Source organism: Shewanella fodinae, assembly GCF_014651955.1.
Lineage (GTDB): Bacteria > Pseudomonadota > Gammaproteobacteria > Enterobacterales > Shewanellaceae > Shewanella > Shewanella fodinae.
The window spans coordinates 109,984-124,984 of record NZ_BMXW01000001.1 but is presented as its reverse complement, the minus strand read 5'-3'; the positions used below and the strand labels follow the sequence as shown (position 1 = coordinate 124,984).

Sequence of the window (15,001 nt, the reverse complement as noted above, 5' to 3'; positions counted from 1 at the left end):
ATTTTTTTACAGAGAGATTACCGTTATGCCAAAAGTAGAAACCGTAAAAATCAAAGCTGCTCACGAAAGTCAAGGTGAGTTTGTCGTCATAAACAAAGCTGACTTTGACTCTGATAAGCATGAGTTGTTTGAGCAGGCAGAAGCGGAAAAGCCTACTCGCGCTCGCAAAGCTAAAGCTGCTCAGGACGCTGAATAATGATCACTTACATCACTGTTGCAGATGTTGACACGCATCTAGGATCCACTTGGGCGACTGGCGATGCTGCTAAAACTCGCGCAGTGATGATCGCCAATGTCTGGCTAACCAATCTCGGATTGCCAATGGATACTGGCTATCCAGATTATCAAACCTACCCAGATGAAGCATCTTATCCAGACGAATGGATTCAAGCTGGTGCCGAAATCGCTAAAGATGCTGCAAGCGGCAAGATATTCGGTGCGCGTGAAACTGGCGTTCTTAGCAAGACGGTTAAAGCTGATACTGTATCGAGTGCTAAAACCTACTCACAAAGTACCAAAACATACTCTGCTGGTGAGTCACTAGCATATGCGATGCTAGCGCCTTGGTTGCCAAATCCTAATCAGATGAAGGTATCTAGGAGTTAACTATGGGTTTACGCGACGACCTGCAAGCCGATATTGCAGAAGCCTTTGATGACGATTTGGCCGATGCTGTAACGGCGTTTACTGGGGCAAGAACAGTGGTTACTGGCTATGATCCGGTAACGGAAACACCTACCAAAGAAATTATCAAATTTTCAGGCCGAGGCGTGTTTGGCAGCTACTCAACAGATATTGCCGATGGCATCAACATCCTGCTGACAGATACCAAACTAACTGCTTTGCAGAATGAAGTAGTTGATGCTGATGGCGTAGCTTTCACGCCTGCTATCGATGACATAATCAATGGGCTGAAGGTTATCAGCGTAGGAAAGGATCCTGCTGGCGCATCCTGGTCTATTCAGTTAAGGAAAGTTAATGGCTAAGTACCGTCCTCATATTTACCAAACACCATTTGATCATGTGCTTTATGCGTTGGCACGTAACCAAAAGCAGTTGAACCAGATAACTGGAAACAATCAAGAAAAGTTTTTGGATGTACAAGCAGATGCTTGTGTGACGTACTTTGAAAATGAAAGCAATAAAGCATTGTGCATTGTGCAACTGCCAGATGTCGCTAATAAAACAATAGTGCAAATTCATGGTTTGTTACTGCATGAAGCCGTTCATATTTGGCAGAAGTTGAAGAATAAAATGTACGAGGATTCCCCAAGCATTGAATTCGAGGCTTATTCAATACAGCGTATTGCGCTTGATTTGTTTGAAGCGTTTCACGATAGCGATCGCGCGGGTGGCGTAGATGCCTAAAGGCGGTTGGTCTAATCCTCCTTCTGGATTTATGTCAGAGGTGGAAGGGTATATTAATGGATTCCAGCGCCGAATAGCCACGGATGCGCTATCGATGGTGGTAATTGGTTCCCCGGTTGATAAAGGCGCTTACCGTGGCAACCATCGGGTAACGATTAACAGCATTGATATCAGTTACTCGCTGGATGATGTTGATAAGTCCGGGCAGGAAACCATTAGCCGAGGAACAAGCGTGATTGATGGTGCCAAACTGGTTTACAAAGAGATCGTTATTCAGAACAACCTGCCATACGGAGAGTCTTTGGAAGTGGGGCACTCACAGCAAGCACCGCAAGGAATTTATGGCCCAGCAATGGCAACTCTCGCAGCAAAATATGGTGGCAAGCAATGACATTCGAAGAAATCCGCCAAGCCATTGTTGGACGCATGGTGTCGTTTACTGGCATTGATCAATCACGCATTGACTATCCAAACCAGCCACAACGATTTACGCCGCCTGAAACTGGCCTTTGGTGCCGACTTAGCATTCAGCATGGAACATCATTTTTTACTGGGGTAGGTGACAAACCCTGTACGCGCCGCCCAGGTAATATCGTGGTGCAGTGCTTCGCCTATCTGCAATCAGGGACAAAAGGGCTGAATCAGCTAACGGACAGCCTAGTCGATCATTTTCAATATTGGTCAAGCGGTAAGCTTGAATGTTGGGAAGCCAGCCAGATAGATATCGGCAGCGATGCCTCCGCCGGTGATACCGCTGGCTCAGGTTTCTATCAAATCAACGTATCAATCAGGTTTGTAGCCGATTAACAATCAAATTAATTCACAACAAGGTCAGCCATGTGCTGGCCTTTTTTATTGCCACGCCGAGAGGCGTTTACTCTCAAAGGAGATAAATCCATGTCTAGTGGAGCTAAAGTCATTTCTCACATTGCGCGTGAGCAAAGCCCCGGTGTGCTGCCAGCGTTACCGACTTGGCAAGTCATGCGACTGAGGAGCAACGCGCTAACACCAACCGTTAACACCAGCGAATCAGAAGAAATCACTGACACTCGTTTAGGTCAGGGTAGTTCTGCTGATAGCGTTGATATTGGCGGGGGTCTGGCTGGTGAGTTTTCATTCTCAACATTTGACAGCTTATTGGCTGCTGCGTTCTACAACGAGTGGAATAACGACCAGTTAACCATAGGTGAAACACGGATTACTCACTCGATAGCCAAGGGGTACAAGGACGTTGGCGTGTATGCCATGTTCAAAGGTGCCCATGTATCAACTTGGGCGCTGGATATCCCGGAAGAAGGTAAGGTGACTACCACATTCACCATGTCATGCCTCGATTATGAGGATGCAAATACCGTGATTGTGGCGTCTGCTGATGCAGCAACCGATACTCCAGTTATGAGTTCTCTGAGCCTTGGAACTGTAAAGGTTGATGGGCAAAGTCTGGAAGGAGTTGCCTGCGTTTCAGCAATGAGTCTGTCTCTTGATAACAATTTGCAAACTCAGCGCTGTCTAGGTTCTGGTAAGTTGGGCCCTGGAGCACTGATTGAAACAGCGGCTAACTTCACTGGCTCTGCTACTCTGGCATTCTCAGCCAAAGCGTGGGAAATATGGAAAAACCAGTTTACCCGCGCAACTATCGCTATTGATTTCCCAATCGTTGACAGCTTGGGAAATAGCTACAACATCAGCTTGCCGAAGTGCGAAGTTGACGGCGATCTGCCAAGCGGAGGCCGTACTGACATTCTGCAAATTGACTTAAATCTTACCATCGCCAAGCAAAGCCCGGTGATCACCCGTATTCCGGCACCGACTGCGTTAACCATTAGCGGCGGTTCAACCGTTGCAGCATCTGGCACTTTGCAGTTGTCAGTAACGGCTACCCCATCTAACGGCAACACCGCGGTGACTTGGGCTTCTGACAATGAAGCCGTGGCCACAGTGAGTCCAACCGGGCTAGTTACCGGTGTATCTGCTGGCACCGCCAATATCACTGCTACCAGCTCAGTATTAAGCACTATCACTGACAGCGTAGAAATCACCGTATCTTAATAACTCCCCCAAGCTTGCCCGGTTAATAGCCGGGCTTTTTTATTGGAGATAGCCAATTATGGGTTTATCGCTTGCTAACCATGATCTGATCGCCTCAGGAATCCGCTGGGTTGATTACGACAAAACCACGCGCATTAAAATTGCGGGTGTTGATGATCAGAAATACCAGATTGCTGCCGACCGCGCACGCCGCCTTATTTCCCAGTCTGACGCCAGACAATCGCTGCACAATATTTCCGTTTCCGATGCTGATGCCACTGAGTTTGATATCCAGTGCCAGCTAATGAGCCGTTACATTGTGCTGGATTGGGATGGGGTGACAGATGAAGACGGAAACAAAACCGAATTTAGCCCGCAAAAGGCCGAAAAGCTGCTTAAAGGCAATGCTGCTTTCTTCGCGTGGGTGCTTGAACAGGCAACAAAAGTCGCCATCGACAAAGCAAAAGAGATTGCTGATGCGAAAAAAAAGTCATTGAACGCTTCAATTGGGAGCGTGAGTGGCGCGGCAGGTCGGAAAAGAAAGCCATCATCTACAGAAAACTTGGAAGCGTGATACCTGACGAGCCAGAAAGCGATCCACTCACTGATTACATCATTGGCCTGTTCTGGCAGCTTGAAGCGGGGCGGCGGATTGTGGTTTCAGCTACAGCCGTTGTGCCTTGCCGAATATCCATGCCTGAAATATCCGGAGTTGTGGAGGTTATCGGTGAAGTAATGGCACGGCCAGCGCTGGATAGCATCATTTTTGCCATGGATGGCGAGTATATGGAGTCAATAAAAAAATGACGGAAACGTTTAATTGGCCGGTGAACGTGGGGGCCAATGGCGAGGTAACCCACAAGATCCTCAAGAATGAGTTTGGCGATGGTTACACCCAAGCCTTTGGCTTAGGCATTAACAGCCGTTCATCCAGCTATAACGTGTCAGTTACTGGCTTTGTTGACGGTCTACGAGAGCCTAACATAAAGCCGATTATCGATTTCTTAGATGCCAGAAAAGGCTATGAGTCTTTCTACTGGACGGCGCCGGATGGGAAAACAGGCCTGTACCGGGTAGAAAGTTACTCGCCAACTAATGACTCTCAGAACGGCAAGACAACTGTCAGTTGGACGATGCAGGAGACATTTCAGCCATGAGCATGGAATCTGATGTTCAAAAACTAGAGCCAGGAAACCTTATCCGCCTGTTTGAGTTGGACTTAAGCAACTACAGCGGCGGTATTCAGCGATTCCACGGCCATATGCAGCAAGGCGAAATTATCTGGCAAGGTGAAACCTATTCGCCGGTTAATGTCGATGTTTCAGGCATGGAAATGAACGGCGGAAAGACCGTGGCACCAACACTCACCATCGGCAATATGATTGATGGACAGCGCGGAGCAGTTTCAGCACTGTGCCTGTACTTCAATGACTTTGTTGGGTCAAAACTCACCGTCCACGAAACCTTCGCTCATTACCTTGATGCAGCAAATTTCCCAGAGGGGAATCCAACAGCATCAGATAGTGAGGCCACTAGTGAGTGGTATATCGAACAAAAGACCAGTGAAAACGTTCAGCAAGTGCAATTCGAAATGGCATCACCTGCCAGCTATGCCGACATGCTGATCCCCACACGGCAAATTACTAACCGCTGTACCTGGTGTGTGCGTGGCGAGTATCGCGGCGACTCTTGCGGATACACCGGAGGTTATGTGGATAAAGACGGTAATCCAACTGCTGATCCAGCGTTAGACAAATGCTCTGGGCTTATCGATTCAGGGTGCAAGGCAAGGTTCGGTCAAGATGCAGAATTACCGTTTGGTGGGTTCCCAAGCGCCGGACTATTGAGGTAATACCATGATTAAAGTACCTAATGCGGTAATGACTGAAATATTTGCACACGCCGCCGAAGTGGCTCCACAAGAATGCTGCGGACTGTTAGTCAAGGTCGGTCGAAAAGTGCAGTATCACTGCTGCCGCAATGTCGCTGACGATCCGCTGAATAATTTCCAGCTTGATACCGATGATCAATGCGCAGCAGAAGATGCAGGAAAGCTATTGGCGATTGTCCACAGCCATCCTGATGCATTGCCAAAGCCATCCATTGTTGACCGTATCGAGTGCGAAAAACACGAATTACCATGGCTGATTGTTGGCCGTGATAATGAATTTGAATGGCTCGAGCCAACGGGGTATACAGCGCCACTGCTTGGCCGCCAATTCGTCCACGGTGTACTTGATTGCTATCAAGCAATTTCTGATTTTTACGCGCGCGAGTTTGGCATTTTACTCGGGCACTACGACAGGAATGATCGCTGGTGGGAAAATAAAGACGGGCCAAGCCTATATCTCGACAATTTTGAGAAAGAGGGATTTACCCGCGTAGATACACCGCGCCGAGGTGACATTCTCATTATGCGCATCAAAACACCCGGTATGCCGTGTTACCACCCAAATCATGCCGGGGTGTTCCTTGGCGATAATCCGTTACTGAAAAGCGAGTCAGGAGCAGCGTTATATGGAACTGGTCCGTTCTTCTATCACCACCTGTATGGACGTCTAGCCAACCGTGAGATTTACGGCCACAGTTGGGCTACACGTACCGAATTAATCCTGCGCCACGAATCAATGATGTGAGGTCACTATGGCACTGCGTACTGTGCGCCTTTATGGCGTGTTGGGATCAACATTTGGGCGAGAATGGAAGCTAGACTGCAAGTCACCGGCGGATGCTGTGCTGGCGCTTTGTCACATGGTGCCTGGTTTTGAAAAGTTTATGCGTGAAGCAGAACAGCGAGGATTAGTTTTTTCTGTATTCAGCGGGAAACGAAACTTGTCAGAGGAAGAACTGATATTCCGTGGCACTGAGCATGAGGCGATCCGCATTGCTCCCATCATCAAAGGAAGTAAACAAGGCGGGCTATTTCAGACGATTCTAGGTGTCGCATTGGTTGGCATTGGTTTTTTTGCGTTTGGAACAACTTCAGCTTGGGGATTAGGACTAATTGCTGCTGGTGCCGGAATTGGGCTTGGTGGAATAGTTCAAATGCTCTCACCAATGCCTGAATCAGCAGGAGTTGGGGAACAGGATGGAAATAACCCTAGCACCGGTTTCGGCGGACCAGTAACCACCACATCCATGGGTCATCCAACTCCACTTATGTATGGTGAATTTATGGCAGGAGGAGCGCTGCTCTCTGGCGGCATATACACCGAAGACAAAGCCTAATTATCATCAATATCGTAACCGCCATAAGGCGGTTTTTTTGTGCCACATTCCGTGAGGAACCACATTAATGGCCTATGAATCAAGACTGTCGATCACTATCGATAGCCGCACTGCTGAGCAGAAAGCAGAAGACTTAAACAAGGCGCTAGATCTTCTCACCGCTGCCGGGGTACGCCTCACCAACAATAACCAAAATGTCAGCGATAGTTCCAAGAAAGCAGGTGCCGCGATGGGTGATGCCGGCAGTCGCGCAAGAAAATGCGCTTCCGGTATTGATAGCATTAACAAATCGCTTAAGGAAACTGATAGCGCAGCAGCGGCAGCAGCGGCCACCATTCGCCGGACATTGATTGGTGCATTCGCTGGCATTAGCGCCATGAACATTATCGACATGGCGGACCAATGGGGTCAGTACGATAACCGCATTCAACGTGCGACCAAAAGCACAGAGGAATACACCTACGTTAACGAGCGCCTACAGCAGTCAGCAAAAGAAACATTCCGGCGTATTGACGAAACCAAAGAATCATTCATAAACCTGTCTCCAGTGCTGCGTGACATGGGGTTAACCCTGTCGCAGTCAATTGATGCTGTAGATGCATTCTCAGGATTGCTCGTGGTTAACGGTGCTAATGCAGAACGCGGGGCCGCAGCTATCCAAGCGCTGGCTAAGTCTATGCAGAAAGGCAAAGTTGATGCGGATGCGTGGCTGACAATCTACAGCACTGCCGACAGTATTGTCGATGCATTGGTGATCAGCACTGGTAAAAGTGCCGAGGAAATCCGTAAGCTCGGGGCAGAAGGAAAGATAACTGGCGGCCAATTGGCAAAGGCACTTGCTGAAAACTACTCCACCATCATGGATCAAGTGCGTGGGATGCCGACCACGGTTCGTGATGCCTTCAATAACATGAACACCACACTGTCAGAATACATAGGACAGCAAAATAAGGCGTATGGTGTTACTGCGACATTTGTTGAAGGTATAAACGCACTATCAGATAACCTAGATGTTGTAGCAAAGGTTGCTGGTGTGGTAGGCATTATCATAGCGTCAAGAATTACCGGTCCTCTGATAGCTAATGGTATTGCCTTTGCCGGGGCAACATTAGAAGCTGTAAGGTACCAATCTGCTTTAGCGACTATGGCTGGAGTTAGTAAGACAACTGCTGCTGGTATTGGATTAATAACCGTTGCTTCCAGAGCTGCATCTGGAGCTATGGCATTACTGGGTGGGCCAGTTGGTATTTTGATTGCTGCCGCATCAGCAATGGCATATTTTGCACTGAAAACTGACTCTGCTACTGAATCTCTAGATCAGATGCAGCAACCTCTGTCAAAAATCAGAGAGGAATTTTCAAAACTCAACTTTGATCAGCGCCAAGCGCAGATCGTAAAATGGTCAGATGCAGCAGCTTCTGCAGCACAAAATGTCTCAGATGCCTATGCTGATTTGCAGGGGAATATCAGCAGCGGGATGAATGCTGCCGATGGCAGATTTATGGGTTTTTACTCTGGTGAACCAGAGTTCATTACGAAGTTAAAAGCAGCTATTGATGACGCAAGAAAATCTGGTGATGATCTTGTACCTGTAATCCAGAAAATCGGCAAAGAAAATGGAATTCCACAGGAAAATATTGATAGGTGGATAAAACTTGCATCAGCTGTTTCAGATGCTGAAGGTAAGCTAACAAATGCTAACAGCGTTATTTCAGCATTAAAAGATACTAGCGCAATCGTTAATAAAGAGCTTGATGACCTAGTTTCAGGACCGCTATTCGGATTATCTTCAGAAACAGTAAATCTTAATGCTACCACTGCAAAACTGGATAAAACATCTCAGAATCTGCTCCAGTCTCTACGTGATGAATATGCCGAGGTAACGCTTGGTAAAGAGGCACTTAAACAGTACAACGCTGAAAAAGCTAAGGCTGAAATTGCGTCATCAAAACTCACAGATGCGCAAAAACTTGAAGCTGAAATGCTGGTGGACGAAACTCAGAAACGTAAGGATGCCAAAAAGGCTCTTGAGGAACAGCGACAGGCGGCCCAAGAGTACGCAGCTATTCAGCAAAAGCTAGCAGTATTCCAAGAGCAACAGAATCTATCAATCACTGGCATGGGCCGCGGAGATAAATGGCGGCAGCAGCAAGAGCAGGAACTACAGGTAAGGCAGCAATCAGCTAATGCTATATTGGCGTTAGAACAGGCTCAACAAGTCGAATCTACACGCATTAGTGACGCCGCTTACAAACAACGACTAGCCAACATTCAGTACCAAGAAAGTCAGCAGATAGAAGCCATACGCAATGCTGCAATGCAAAAGGCTGCAGCAGAACAAAACTGGATGACTGGTTCAATGGAAGCATGGAGGAACTATGCTGACGCTGCCAAAAACACTTACCAGAATGTTCAAGACGCCACCGCTAATGTACTGAGTGAAACCACATCTACACTCAGCAGCAGCCTTTATGATTTGGCAACAGGCGCTGAAACACTCAGCGGATCTTTACAAAACATGATCTCAGGGTTTGCTTCATCAATGTTGAAGGCGCTGACTGACTTAGCGGCTCAATGGCTAGTATACCAAGGGGTACAATTAGCTGTAGGTACAACGACTAAAAGTGTCGCTGCTTCTGGAATGGTTGCTAATGCCATAGCTTCGCAGCAGATGGCAGCTTTGAATGCTTATGCTTCAACAGCGGCTATTCCTATTGTAGGTCCGGCAGCAGCTCCAGCAGCAGCCGGTATTGCTTTGGCATCTACTGCGCCATTTGTAGCTGCAATAACATCCTCTGCTTTTGCAGGGTTATTCGACAGCGGTGGTACTATTCCATCAAACAAATGGGGAATTGTTGGCGAGTACGGTCCTGAAATTGTGTCAGGTGCCAATGTTACCAGTAGGCAGACAACTGCTGATATTTTGAAGCAGGCTGGATCATCAGGTGGCAACAATATCAGCATTTCCGTGGCAGTTAATGCTGAAACAGGACAGACAGAAGTTACTGGGGATCAAACATCGCAGTACAAACAGCTTGGCGTAATGATTGGAAACGCTGTCCGCAAGATCATTATCGAGGAACAGCGGCCAATGGGGTTATTGGACTCAAGGAAGCGTTAATTGCTGATGTCAGATGTTATATAGCTCTTTACTTTACCATCTTCACCAAAAGTTACTGTTAGTGACGTTTGAGAGTGTTGACCAACAAAATTACTATTAACATAGTACCAAGAAAGGGTTGTATTTCCGTCAGAGTCTTTTCCTTTGACAAGTGGCTTGCCAAATTTAGCTATCAAGTTAGCGTCTGTAGTCTGTCCTACAACTATTGAGTTGATATCACTTTCAGTGATTTTTACTCCGGCGGTGACACACCCAGCCAGCACCAACACCATAACGAGAGCGAGTTTTTTCATGATCTTTCCTTGTTTCAATGACTCGGATAAGGTTAGCACAATGATATTTGCATTTAACACCATACAGTGATTAAATTTTCCCAGAGTGGAAGAAAAGTAGTATCACCCTGAAAACCGTCCTTTGTGGCGGTTTTTGCGTTTGTGGCCTCGGCATTTTGTCGGGGCTTTTTTGTACCTGAATGTCGGGAGACATTAACCCATGATGCAGCAATCTGCGCAGCCAATAAAAGGCGCTAAATCTGGCGGATCTGGTTCACAGACGCCATATACAGCACCTGACACGCTGCGTTCTGTCGCTACCGCGAAACTGCTTTATGCCATTAGTGAAGGCGAGATAGAAGGGCTGGTTAATGGCTACAACTCTGTTTACCTTGATGGAACACCTGTAAATAACGCCGATGGCAGCGCCAATATAGAAGGCGTTACCGTTGATTTCCGCGCGGGAACTGTTGACCAAAGTTATATACAAGGTTTCCCGGAAACCAACAATGAAGTTTCTGTCGGCGTAGAACTACGCTACGGCACACCATGGGTACGCCAGTTCACTAATCCACAGTTATCAGCGGTACGGTTACGTTTTGCGTGGCCATCTTTGCTGACTCAGAAGGACAATGGTGATCGTGTTGGATACCGTATTACCTATGCCATAGATGTTTCCACCGATGGCGGCAGTTACACCACTGTACTTACCACAGCCGTAGACGGAAAGACAGAGTCTGAGTACGAGCGCAGCCACCGCATTGATTTACCGCAGCAGGGTTCAAGCTGGCAAATTCGCGTTAGACGATTGACTGAAAATGCCGATTCTGTAACGACTGGCGACACTATGAATGTGGTGTCGTACACGGAAGTTGTCGATGCCAAGTTACGTTATCCGCACACTGCATTACTGGCCGTTCAATACAACTCTGAGCAGTTTTCTAGCGTTCCGAAATTCGCGGCACTATGCCGTGGACGCATTATTCAGGTTCCGACCAACTACGATCCAGAAACACGTACGTATGCCACATCCGGTACAGGAACGACTAACGGCGTATGGGATGGCACATTTAAGCTGGCATACACCAATAACCCGGCATGGGTTTGGTATGACTTAATCCTGCATAAACGTTATGGCCTCGGCAATCGCATCAATGCCAACATGGTCAACAAATGGAAGCTGTACCAGATCTCCCAGTATTGTGACGTGATGGTAGATGATGGCAAAGGGGGTACAGAGCCACGCTACACCTGCAACGTCTATATCCAAACACAAAGCCAGGCATACCAGTTACTAAATGAGTTAACTAGCATTTTCCACGGGAAAAGCTATTGGGACGGCAGCCAGATGGTAGTTAATGCCGACATGCCTGAAGACCCCATTTACACCTACACCAACGCTAACGTCATTGATGGTATTTTTGAGTATAAAGGGACAGCTTTACGAGATAGGCACAGTGTTGCAACTACTAAGTGGAGCAATCCAGATCTCAATTATGAAGATGACACCGCCGTTGTATTTGATGACTCAGCAGTAACGCTCGGGATATCACAGCTTGATGTTGACGTTGTTGGATGCACATCAGAAGGTCAGGCACAGAGGGCAGGGCTATGGGCGCTAAAATCAGAACAACTTGAAACACGCACAGTAAACTTCACAGTCGGCCTAGATGGGCAAATACCACGCCCATTTAACATCATCAATATTGCCGATCAGATGTTGCAAGGGGCAATGAATGGTGGACGCATAAAAACTGCTACGGCATCAGTTGTTCAACTTGACCGTATCGCAGATGCAGCCGTTGGCGATCGCCTGATCGTAAACTTACCGTCAGGAAAGGCAGAGTCACGCAATATCACCGACATTGATGGCTATCACGTCACTGTTTCTCCAAATTACTCAGAAGTTCCGCAGTCTCAATCTGTTTGGGTAGTTGACTCTGATAATCTGGCCGTGATGCAGTTCCGTGTGCTTTCAATCAAGAGGTCAGACGAAAAAAAACAGTATGAAATTAATGCTGTTATCAGCGTTCCAGGGAAACATTCAGCCATCGATAGCGGTGCAAAAATCGATGTTAAGCCAATATCAGTAATCCCTGCAAAAATCCAAGAACCGCCAACCAATGTCACCCTCAGTCAGAGAACACTAGTCGAACAGACACTATCTGTAACTGTTATGACAATCCAGTGGGACGCGGCAGACGGGGCAGTGGCTTATGATGTGGAGTGGCGCAAGGACAATGGCGACTGGATAAAAGTACCGCGAACTGGCACTAGAAGTGTTGAAGTGCGTGGGGTGTATACCGGGCAATATCTGGCCAGAGTTACCGCGATAAATGCTGCTGATATTTCGTCGAAATACGCCACATCAGCACTTACAGATATCACAGGGAAAACCGGATCCCCGCCGGCACTCGCCAGCCTGACCACTTCCTCTATTGTGTTTGGCATCGATTTAAACTGGAGCTTTCCGGCCGGGTCAGAAGATACCCTCTACACCGAAATCTACTATGCAACCAGCGGCAGCGGAGCCAACGAAACACTGCTCGGTCAATATGCCTATCCTCTGGATAACCACACATTAAATGGTCTGGCAGCCGGCGTAAGTTTTTGGTTTAAAGCCCGCATTGTTGATAGGACGGGAAACATCGGTCCGTGGACTGATTATGTACAAGGTTCGTCATCGTCAGATTCAGGGGTAATTCTAGATTACCTGACTGGTAAAATCACCGAGAGCGAACTTGCTCAAGACTTACTGCAACCCATTCAAAGCATTCCAACGCTCACGGCCAACATCGACTCAATCAATCAGCAGTTGGCAGAGATAACAGGCGCTGGCGCGTGGGTAAATACCACCGTTTATGATAGTGGTGATTACGTTACTTATGACGATGGTACAGGCGTTTCACTATACCGAGCCAAGCAAGACGCCATCCCCGCCGGAACGCTACCAACTAACACCACATACTGGGACTACGTTGGCGACTATGCCAGTATCGGAGAAGCGGTCGCCGCGCTGACGGCATCAGTCACTGACATTGAAAATTCCATTGATGTACTCGATGGTCAACTCACTGCCAACGTTCGCCGCACCGATACCATGATCGCCGCATATCGTGATGACGATGACGGCGAAGGACGACTAGCTGACGTGTTGGCTGGTTGGAAAGCAAAAGCTGCAATAAAATTGGAGCAGAAGACTCGTGCTTCTGAAATCGAAGCTGAGGCACAGCAAAGGCTAAATCTAACAGCCACAGTTAATAGTAATTATTCGGATATTACTCAACAGTTAACAGTGCTGAGTAATGACCAGCAGTCAACAGCACAGGACTTGGAGACATTACAGACTGACTACGAATCTAACAAGTCATCTGTCCAAAATACACTCGATTCAATTACTACAGAAACAGGCGCGTTGGCGCAATCCATTCAGCAAGTAGAAGCTTCGGCATCTGCTGCAAATGCAGCAGCTTCAACAGCGCAAAATGCAGCAGACCAAGCCAAAGCTGATGCAGCCGCAGCTGCTGGGATAGCAAATGGCAAGGGAAAGGTGATTATTCAATCCACTGAACCAGCCACTGCTGACCGATTAGCGCAGAACTTGTGGATTGATACCACAGGTGGTGCTAATACGCCAAAACGTTGGAACGGCTCAGCATGGGTAGCCGTTACAGATAAAGCGGCTACTGATGCAGCAAACGCTGCTGCCGCTGCGCAATCTACAGCTGATGCCGCCCAATCTGCATCTGCACAAAACACCGCTGCTGTGCAGCAAGTGTCACAAGCTCAAGCAGATCTAGAAGGCAACGTAAATGCACTGGTAACAATAAAGGCGGAAACAACAACTAGTGGAAGAAAAGTTTGGGCTGGTTTAGCTCTTGGTTCTAATGGAGAATCGAGTGAAATATTACTGAAAGCAGACAATATCAGCTTCATTAATGGGACTGATGAAAATAGCATTACACCTGCTGTAGTCATCGAAAATGGCATGCCAATGATGAATGCTGCACTAATTGGCATCCTTCTGAATAAAACCATCATACAGCGTGTAGGCACCTCAATGCAGGTATTTGGCATTGGATTTGGGAGTTCAGGACAATTTGTAGAGTGGTTTGGCCCAAATGTCGGTGATATCAGTAACTGCACCGAGGCAAATGCCACATCTTATAAAAAAACCAACGGTGATCAGTTTACCGGCGGTTCATTTAGGAGCGGAGTGCTGCAGAACGGTTATCAAAATACTGGAATTAGCGCCTACGCTGTTGGCGATTACCCAGTCTCATTCGGCCCATTCGGCACAAATGGCCGCAGCAAAACAGTATTGCTATCCATCAGTGCGGCAGGGCCAGTTGTTCAACTAGGTACGCATTTAGATGGTTGGTCGCCAGGTACATTGCCAACCCCTGTTTTTGGGTGGGCAATAGAAAGAAAGATCGGGTCTGGTTCATGGACGCAAATAGCTGCTGGAACGATCACTGGGTCAACAGTAGTTTATCAGGATGAAATACCTGATACTAATCAATACAATTACTACTCAACATCATCGATTGATGGATCTTATACATATACAGATAACTCTGTATCTACTGATAACTTTAGCTACAGAGTAAGAGTAACGGCATGGACAAGTGTTTATTCAGGATCAAATCCAGCAGCTCGTCAAAGTATTGGACTAACATCTATTGAGTCTTAATTACTCTTTAATGACCAATATTTATCACAAATTATTTTACCTGTTGATTTATATTTTCTGCACTTTTTAAAAACGGTGTCACAAACATTCACAATGACAGTTTTATTAACTGATCCTTTTTTTGATGCTTCAGCAAATGACGTGATGATACGGCATTCATCACCTTGGACAATACACTGACTTTTATCAGTAATTGTCATTTCCTTTATAAATGTAACAGGTTTTTCACTGCTGATTGCGCTGAAAGAAAAACCAATAAGTAAAGCTGCAAATAATTTTGATTTTTTCATG

At 47.0% G+C, this 15,001-nt stretch carries 17 protein-coding genes; 15 read left to right on the top strand and 2 right to left on the bottom strand.

All coding sequences use genetic code 11. From position 1 onward, the window contains the following. Positions 1 to 25: 25 nt before the first annotated feature. The 14 genes from IE064_RS00570 to IE064_RS00505 all read left to right on the top strand — a co-directional run bounded on the left by IE064_RS00570 (position 26) and on the right by IE064_RS00505 (position 9,745). A complete protein-coding gene (locus IE064_RS00570; RefSeq protein ID WP_189615466.1) occupies positions 26 to 196 on the top strand; it encodes a hypothetical protein in 171 nt (56 codons plus the stop codon). After that, the gene (locus IE064_RS00565; protein ID WP_189615464.1) at positions 196 to 606 is read left to right on the top strand and encodes a hypothetical protein; all 411 of its coding nucleotides are present in this window, start codon (positions 196 to 198) and stop codon (positions 604 to 606) included. Before IE064_RS00570 ends, IE064_RS00565 begins: the two co-directional genes overlap by 1 nt. 2 nt (positions 607 to 608) lie before the next feature. After that, positions 609 to 986: a glutamate 5-kinase gene (locus tag IE064_RS00560; RefSeq protein WP_189615462.1), complete on the top strand. Its 378-nt coding sequence runs from the start codon at positions 609 to 611 to the stop codon at positions 984 to 986. Further along, entirely contained in the window at positions 979 to 1,368 is a 390-nt protein-coding gene (locus tag IE064_RS00555; RefSeq protein ID WP_189615460.1) for a hypothetical protein, read from the top strand. Before IE064_RS00560 ends, IE064_RS00555 begins: the two co-directional genes overlap by 8 nt. Continuing rightward, positions 1,361 to 1,759 carry a hypothetical protein gene (locus IE064_RS00550; protein WP_189615457.1) on the top strand — a complete coding sequence of 133 codons (399 nt, stop codon included), beginning with the start codon at positions 1,361 to 1,363 and terminating at the stop codon, positions 1,757 to 1,759. The genes IE064_RS00555 and IE064_RS00550 overlap by 8 nt, the downstream gene beginning before the upstream one ends. Beyond that, on the top strand, positions 1,756 to 2,175 hold the full coding sequence (locus IE064_RS00545) for a phage tail terminator-like protein (protein ID WP_189615455.1): 420 nt from the start codon (positions 1,756 to 1,758) through the stop codon (positions 2,173 to 2,175). Before IE064_RS00550 ends, IE064_RS00545 begins: the two co-directional genes overlap by 4 nt. A 90-nt stretch (positions 2,176 to 2,265) precedes the next feature. Beyond that, complete coding sequence (locus IE064_RS00540) at positions 2,266 to 3,417, top strand: phage tail tube protein (protein ID WP_189615453.1); 1,152 nt, start codon at positions 2,266 to 2,268, stop codon at positions 3,415 to 3,417. Positions 3,418 to 3,475: 58 nt separating this feature from the next. Further along, on the top strand, positions 3,476 to 3,970 hold the full coding sequence (locus tag IE064_RS00535) for a phage-derived protein YdaY family protein (protein WP_189615451.1): 495 nt from the start codon (positions 3,476 to 3,478) through the stop codon (positions 3,968 to 3,970). Further along, positions 3,967 to 4,203 (top strand): hypothetical protein, encoded by a 237-nt coding sequence (locus IE064_RS00530; protein ID WP_189615449.1) that lies wholly within the window; start codon positions 3,967 to 3,969, stop codon positions 4,201 to 4,203. The genes IE064_RS00535 and IE064_RS00530 overlap by 4 nt, the downstream gene beginning before the upstream one ends. Then, positions 4,200 to 4,553 carry a phage tail protein gene (locus IE064_RS00525; protein ID WP_189615447.1) on the top strand — a complete coding sequence of 118 codons (354 nt, stop codon included), beginning with the start codon at positions 4,200 to 4,202 and terminating at the stop codon, positions 4,551 to 4,553. Before IE064_RS00530 ends, IE064_RS00525 begins: the two co-directional genes overlap by 4 nt. Continuing rightward, complete coding sequence (locus IE064_RS00520; RefSeq protein WP_189615446.1) at positions 4,550 to 5,248, top strand: phage minor tail protein L; 699 nt, start codon at positions 4,550 to 4,552, stop codon at positions 5,246 to 5,248. The genes IE064_RS00525 and IE064_RS00520 overlap by 4 nt, the downstream gene beginning before the upstream one ends. A gap of 4 nt (positions 5,249 to 5,252) precedes the next feature. Next, a complete protein-coding gene (locus tag IE064_RS00515; protein ID WP_229799815.1) occupies positions 5,253 to 6,032 on the top strand; it encodes a C40 family peptidase in 780 nt (259 codons plus the stop codon). A 7-nt stretch (positions 6,033 to 6,039) separates the two neighbouring features. Next, positions 6,040 to 6,624 carry a tail assembly protein gene (locus tag IE064_RS00510; protein ID WP_189615443.1) on the top strand — a complete coding sequence of 195 codons (585 nt, stop codon included), beginning with the start codon at positions 6,040 to 6,042 and terminating at the stop codon, positions 6,622 to 6,624. A 229-nt stretch (positions 6,625 to 6,853) separates the two neighbouring features. After that, the gene (locus tag IE064_RS00505) at positions 6,854 to 9,745 is read left to right on the top strand and encodes a tape measure protein (protein WP_189615441.1); all 2,892 of its coding nucleotides are present in this window, start codon (positions 6,854 to 6,856) and stop codon (positions 9,743 to 9,745) included. Here the strand turns inward: IE064_RS00505 and bamE are convergent. Next, positions 9,742 to 10,038, bottom strand: a complete 297-nt coding sequence (bamE, locus tag IE064_RS00500; RefSeq protein WP_189615439.1) for an outer membrane protein assembly factor BamE domain-containing protein — start codon at positions 10,036 to 10,038, stop codon at positions 9,742 to 9,744. The genes IE064_RS00505 and bamE overlap by 4 nt on opposite strands. A 199-nt stretch (positions 10,039 to 10,237) precedes the next feature. Between bamE and IE064_RS00495 the strand changes: the two genes are divergently transcribed. Then, a complete protein-coding gene (locus IE064_RS00495; protein WP_189615437.1) occupies positions 10,238 to 14,710 on the top strand; it encodes a TipJ family phage tail tip protein in 4,473 nt (1,490 codons plus the stop codon). On the opposite strand, the gene IE064_RS00490 is transcribed toward IE064_RS00495, so the two are convergent. After that, entirely contained in the window at positions 14,707 to 15,000 is a 294-nt protein-coding gene (locus IE064_RS00490) for a hypothetical protein (protein ID WP_189615436.1), read from the bottom strand. The genes IE064_RS00495 and IE064_RS00490 overlap by 4 nt on opposite strands. Between the last annotated feature and the right edge of the window lies 1 nt (position 15,001).

What these genes read in the sequence shown, in the direction of transcription:
- IE064_RS00570 (WP_189615466.1), top strand. Translation starts at nt 26, where the DNA reads ATGCCAAAAGTAGAAACCGTAAAAATCAAAGCTGCTCACGAAAGTCAA.
- IE064_RS00565 (WP_189615464.1), top strand. Translation starts at nt 196, where the DNA reads ATGATCACTTACATCACTGTTGCAGATGTTGACACGCATCTAGGATCC.
- IE064_RS00560 (WP_189615462.1), top strand. Translation starts at nt 609, where the DNA reads ATGGGTTTACGCGACGACCTGCAAGCCGATATTGCAGAAGCCTTTGAT.
- IE064_RS00555 (WP_189615460.1), top strand. Translation starts at nt 979, where the DNA reads ATGGCTAAGTACCGTCCTCATATTTACCAAACACCATTTGATCATGTG.
- IE064_RS00550 (WP_189615457.1), top strand. Translation starts at nt 1,361, where the DNA reads ATGCCTAAAGGCGGTTGGTCTAATCCTCCTTCTGGATTTATGTCAGAG.
- IE064_RS00545 (WP_189615455.1), top strand. Translation starts at nt 1,756, where the DNA reads ATGACATTCGAAGAAATCCGCCAAGCCATTGTTGGACGCATGGTGTCG.
- IE064_RS00540 (WP_189615453.1), top strand. Translation starts at nt 2,266, where the DNA reads ATGTCTAGTGGAGCTAAAGTCATTTCTCACATTGCGCGTGAGCAAAGC.
- IE064_RS00535 (WP_189615451.1), top strand. Translation starts at nt 3,476, where the DNA reads ATGGGTTTATCGCTTGCTAACCATGATCTGATCGCCTCAGGAATCCGC.
- IE064_RS00525 (WP_189615447.1), top strand. Translation starts at nt 4,200, where the DNA reads ATGACGGAAACGTTTAATTGGCCGGTGAACGTGGGGGCCAATGGCGAG.
- IE064_RS00520 (WP_189615446.1), top strand. Translation starts at nt 4,550, where the DNA reads ATGAGCATGGAATCTGATGTTCAAAAACTAGAGCCAGGAAACCTTATC.
- IE064_RS00515 (WP_229799815.1), top strand. Translation starts at nt 5,253, where the DNA reads ATGATTAAAGTACCTAATGCGGTAATGACTGAAATATTTGCACACGCC.
- IE064_RS00510 (WP_189615443.1), top strand. Translation starts at nt 6,040, where the DNA reads ATGGCACTGCGTACTGTGCGCCTTTATGGCGTGTTGGGATCAACATTT.
- IE064_RS00505 (WP_189615441.1), top strand. Translation starts at nt 6,854, where the DNA reads ATGGGTGATGCCGGCAGTCGCGCAAGAAAATGCGCTTCCGGTATTGAT.
- bamE (WP_189615439.1), bottom strand. Translation starts at nt 10,038, where the DNA reads ATGAAAAAACTCGCTCTCGTTATGGTGTTGGTGCTGGCTGGGTGTGTC.
- IE064_RS00495 (WP_189615437.1), top strand. Translation starts at nt 10,238, where the DNA reads ATGATGCAGCAATCTGCGCAGCCAATAAAAGGCGCTAAATCTGGCGGA.
- IE064_RS00490 (WP_189615436.1), bottom strand. Translation starts at nt 15,000, where the DNA reads ATGAAAAAATCAAAATTATTTGCAGCTTTACTTATTGGTTTTTCTTTC.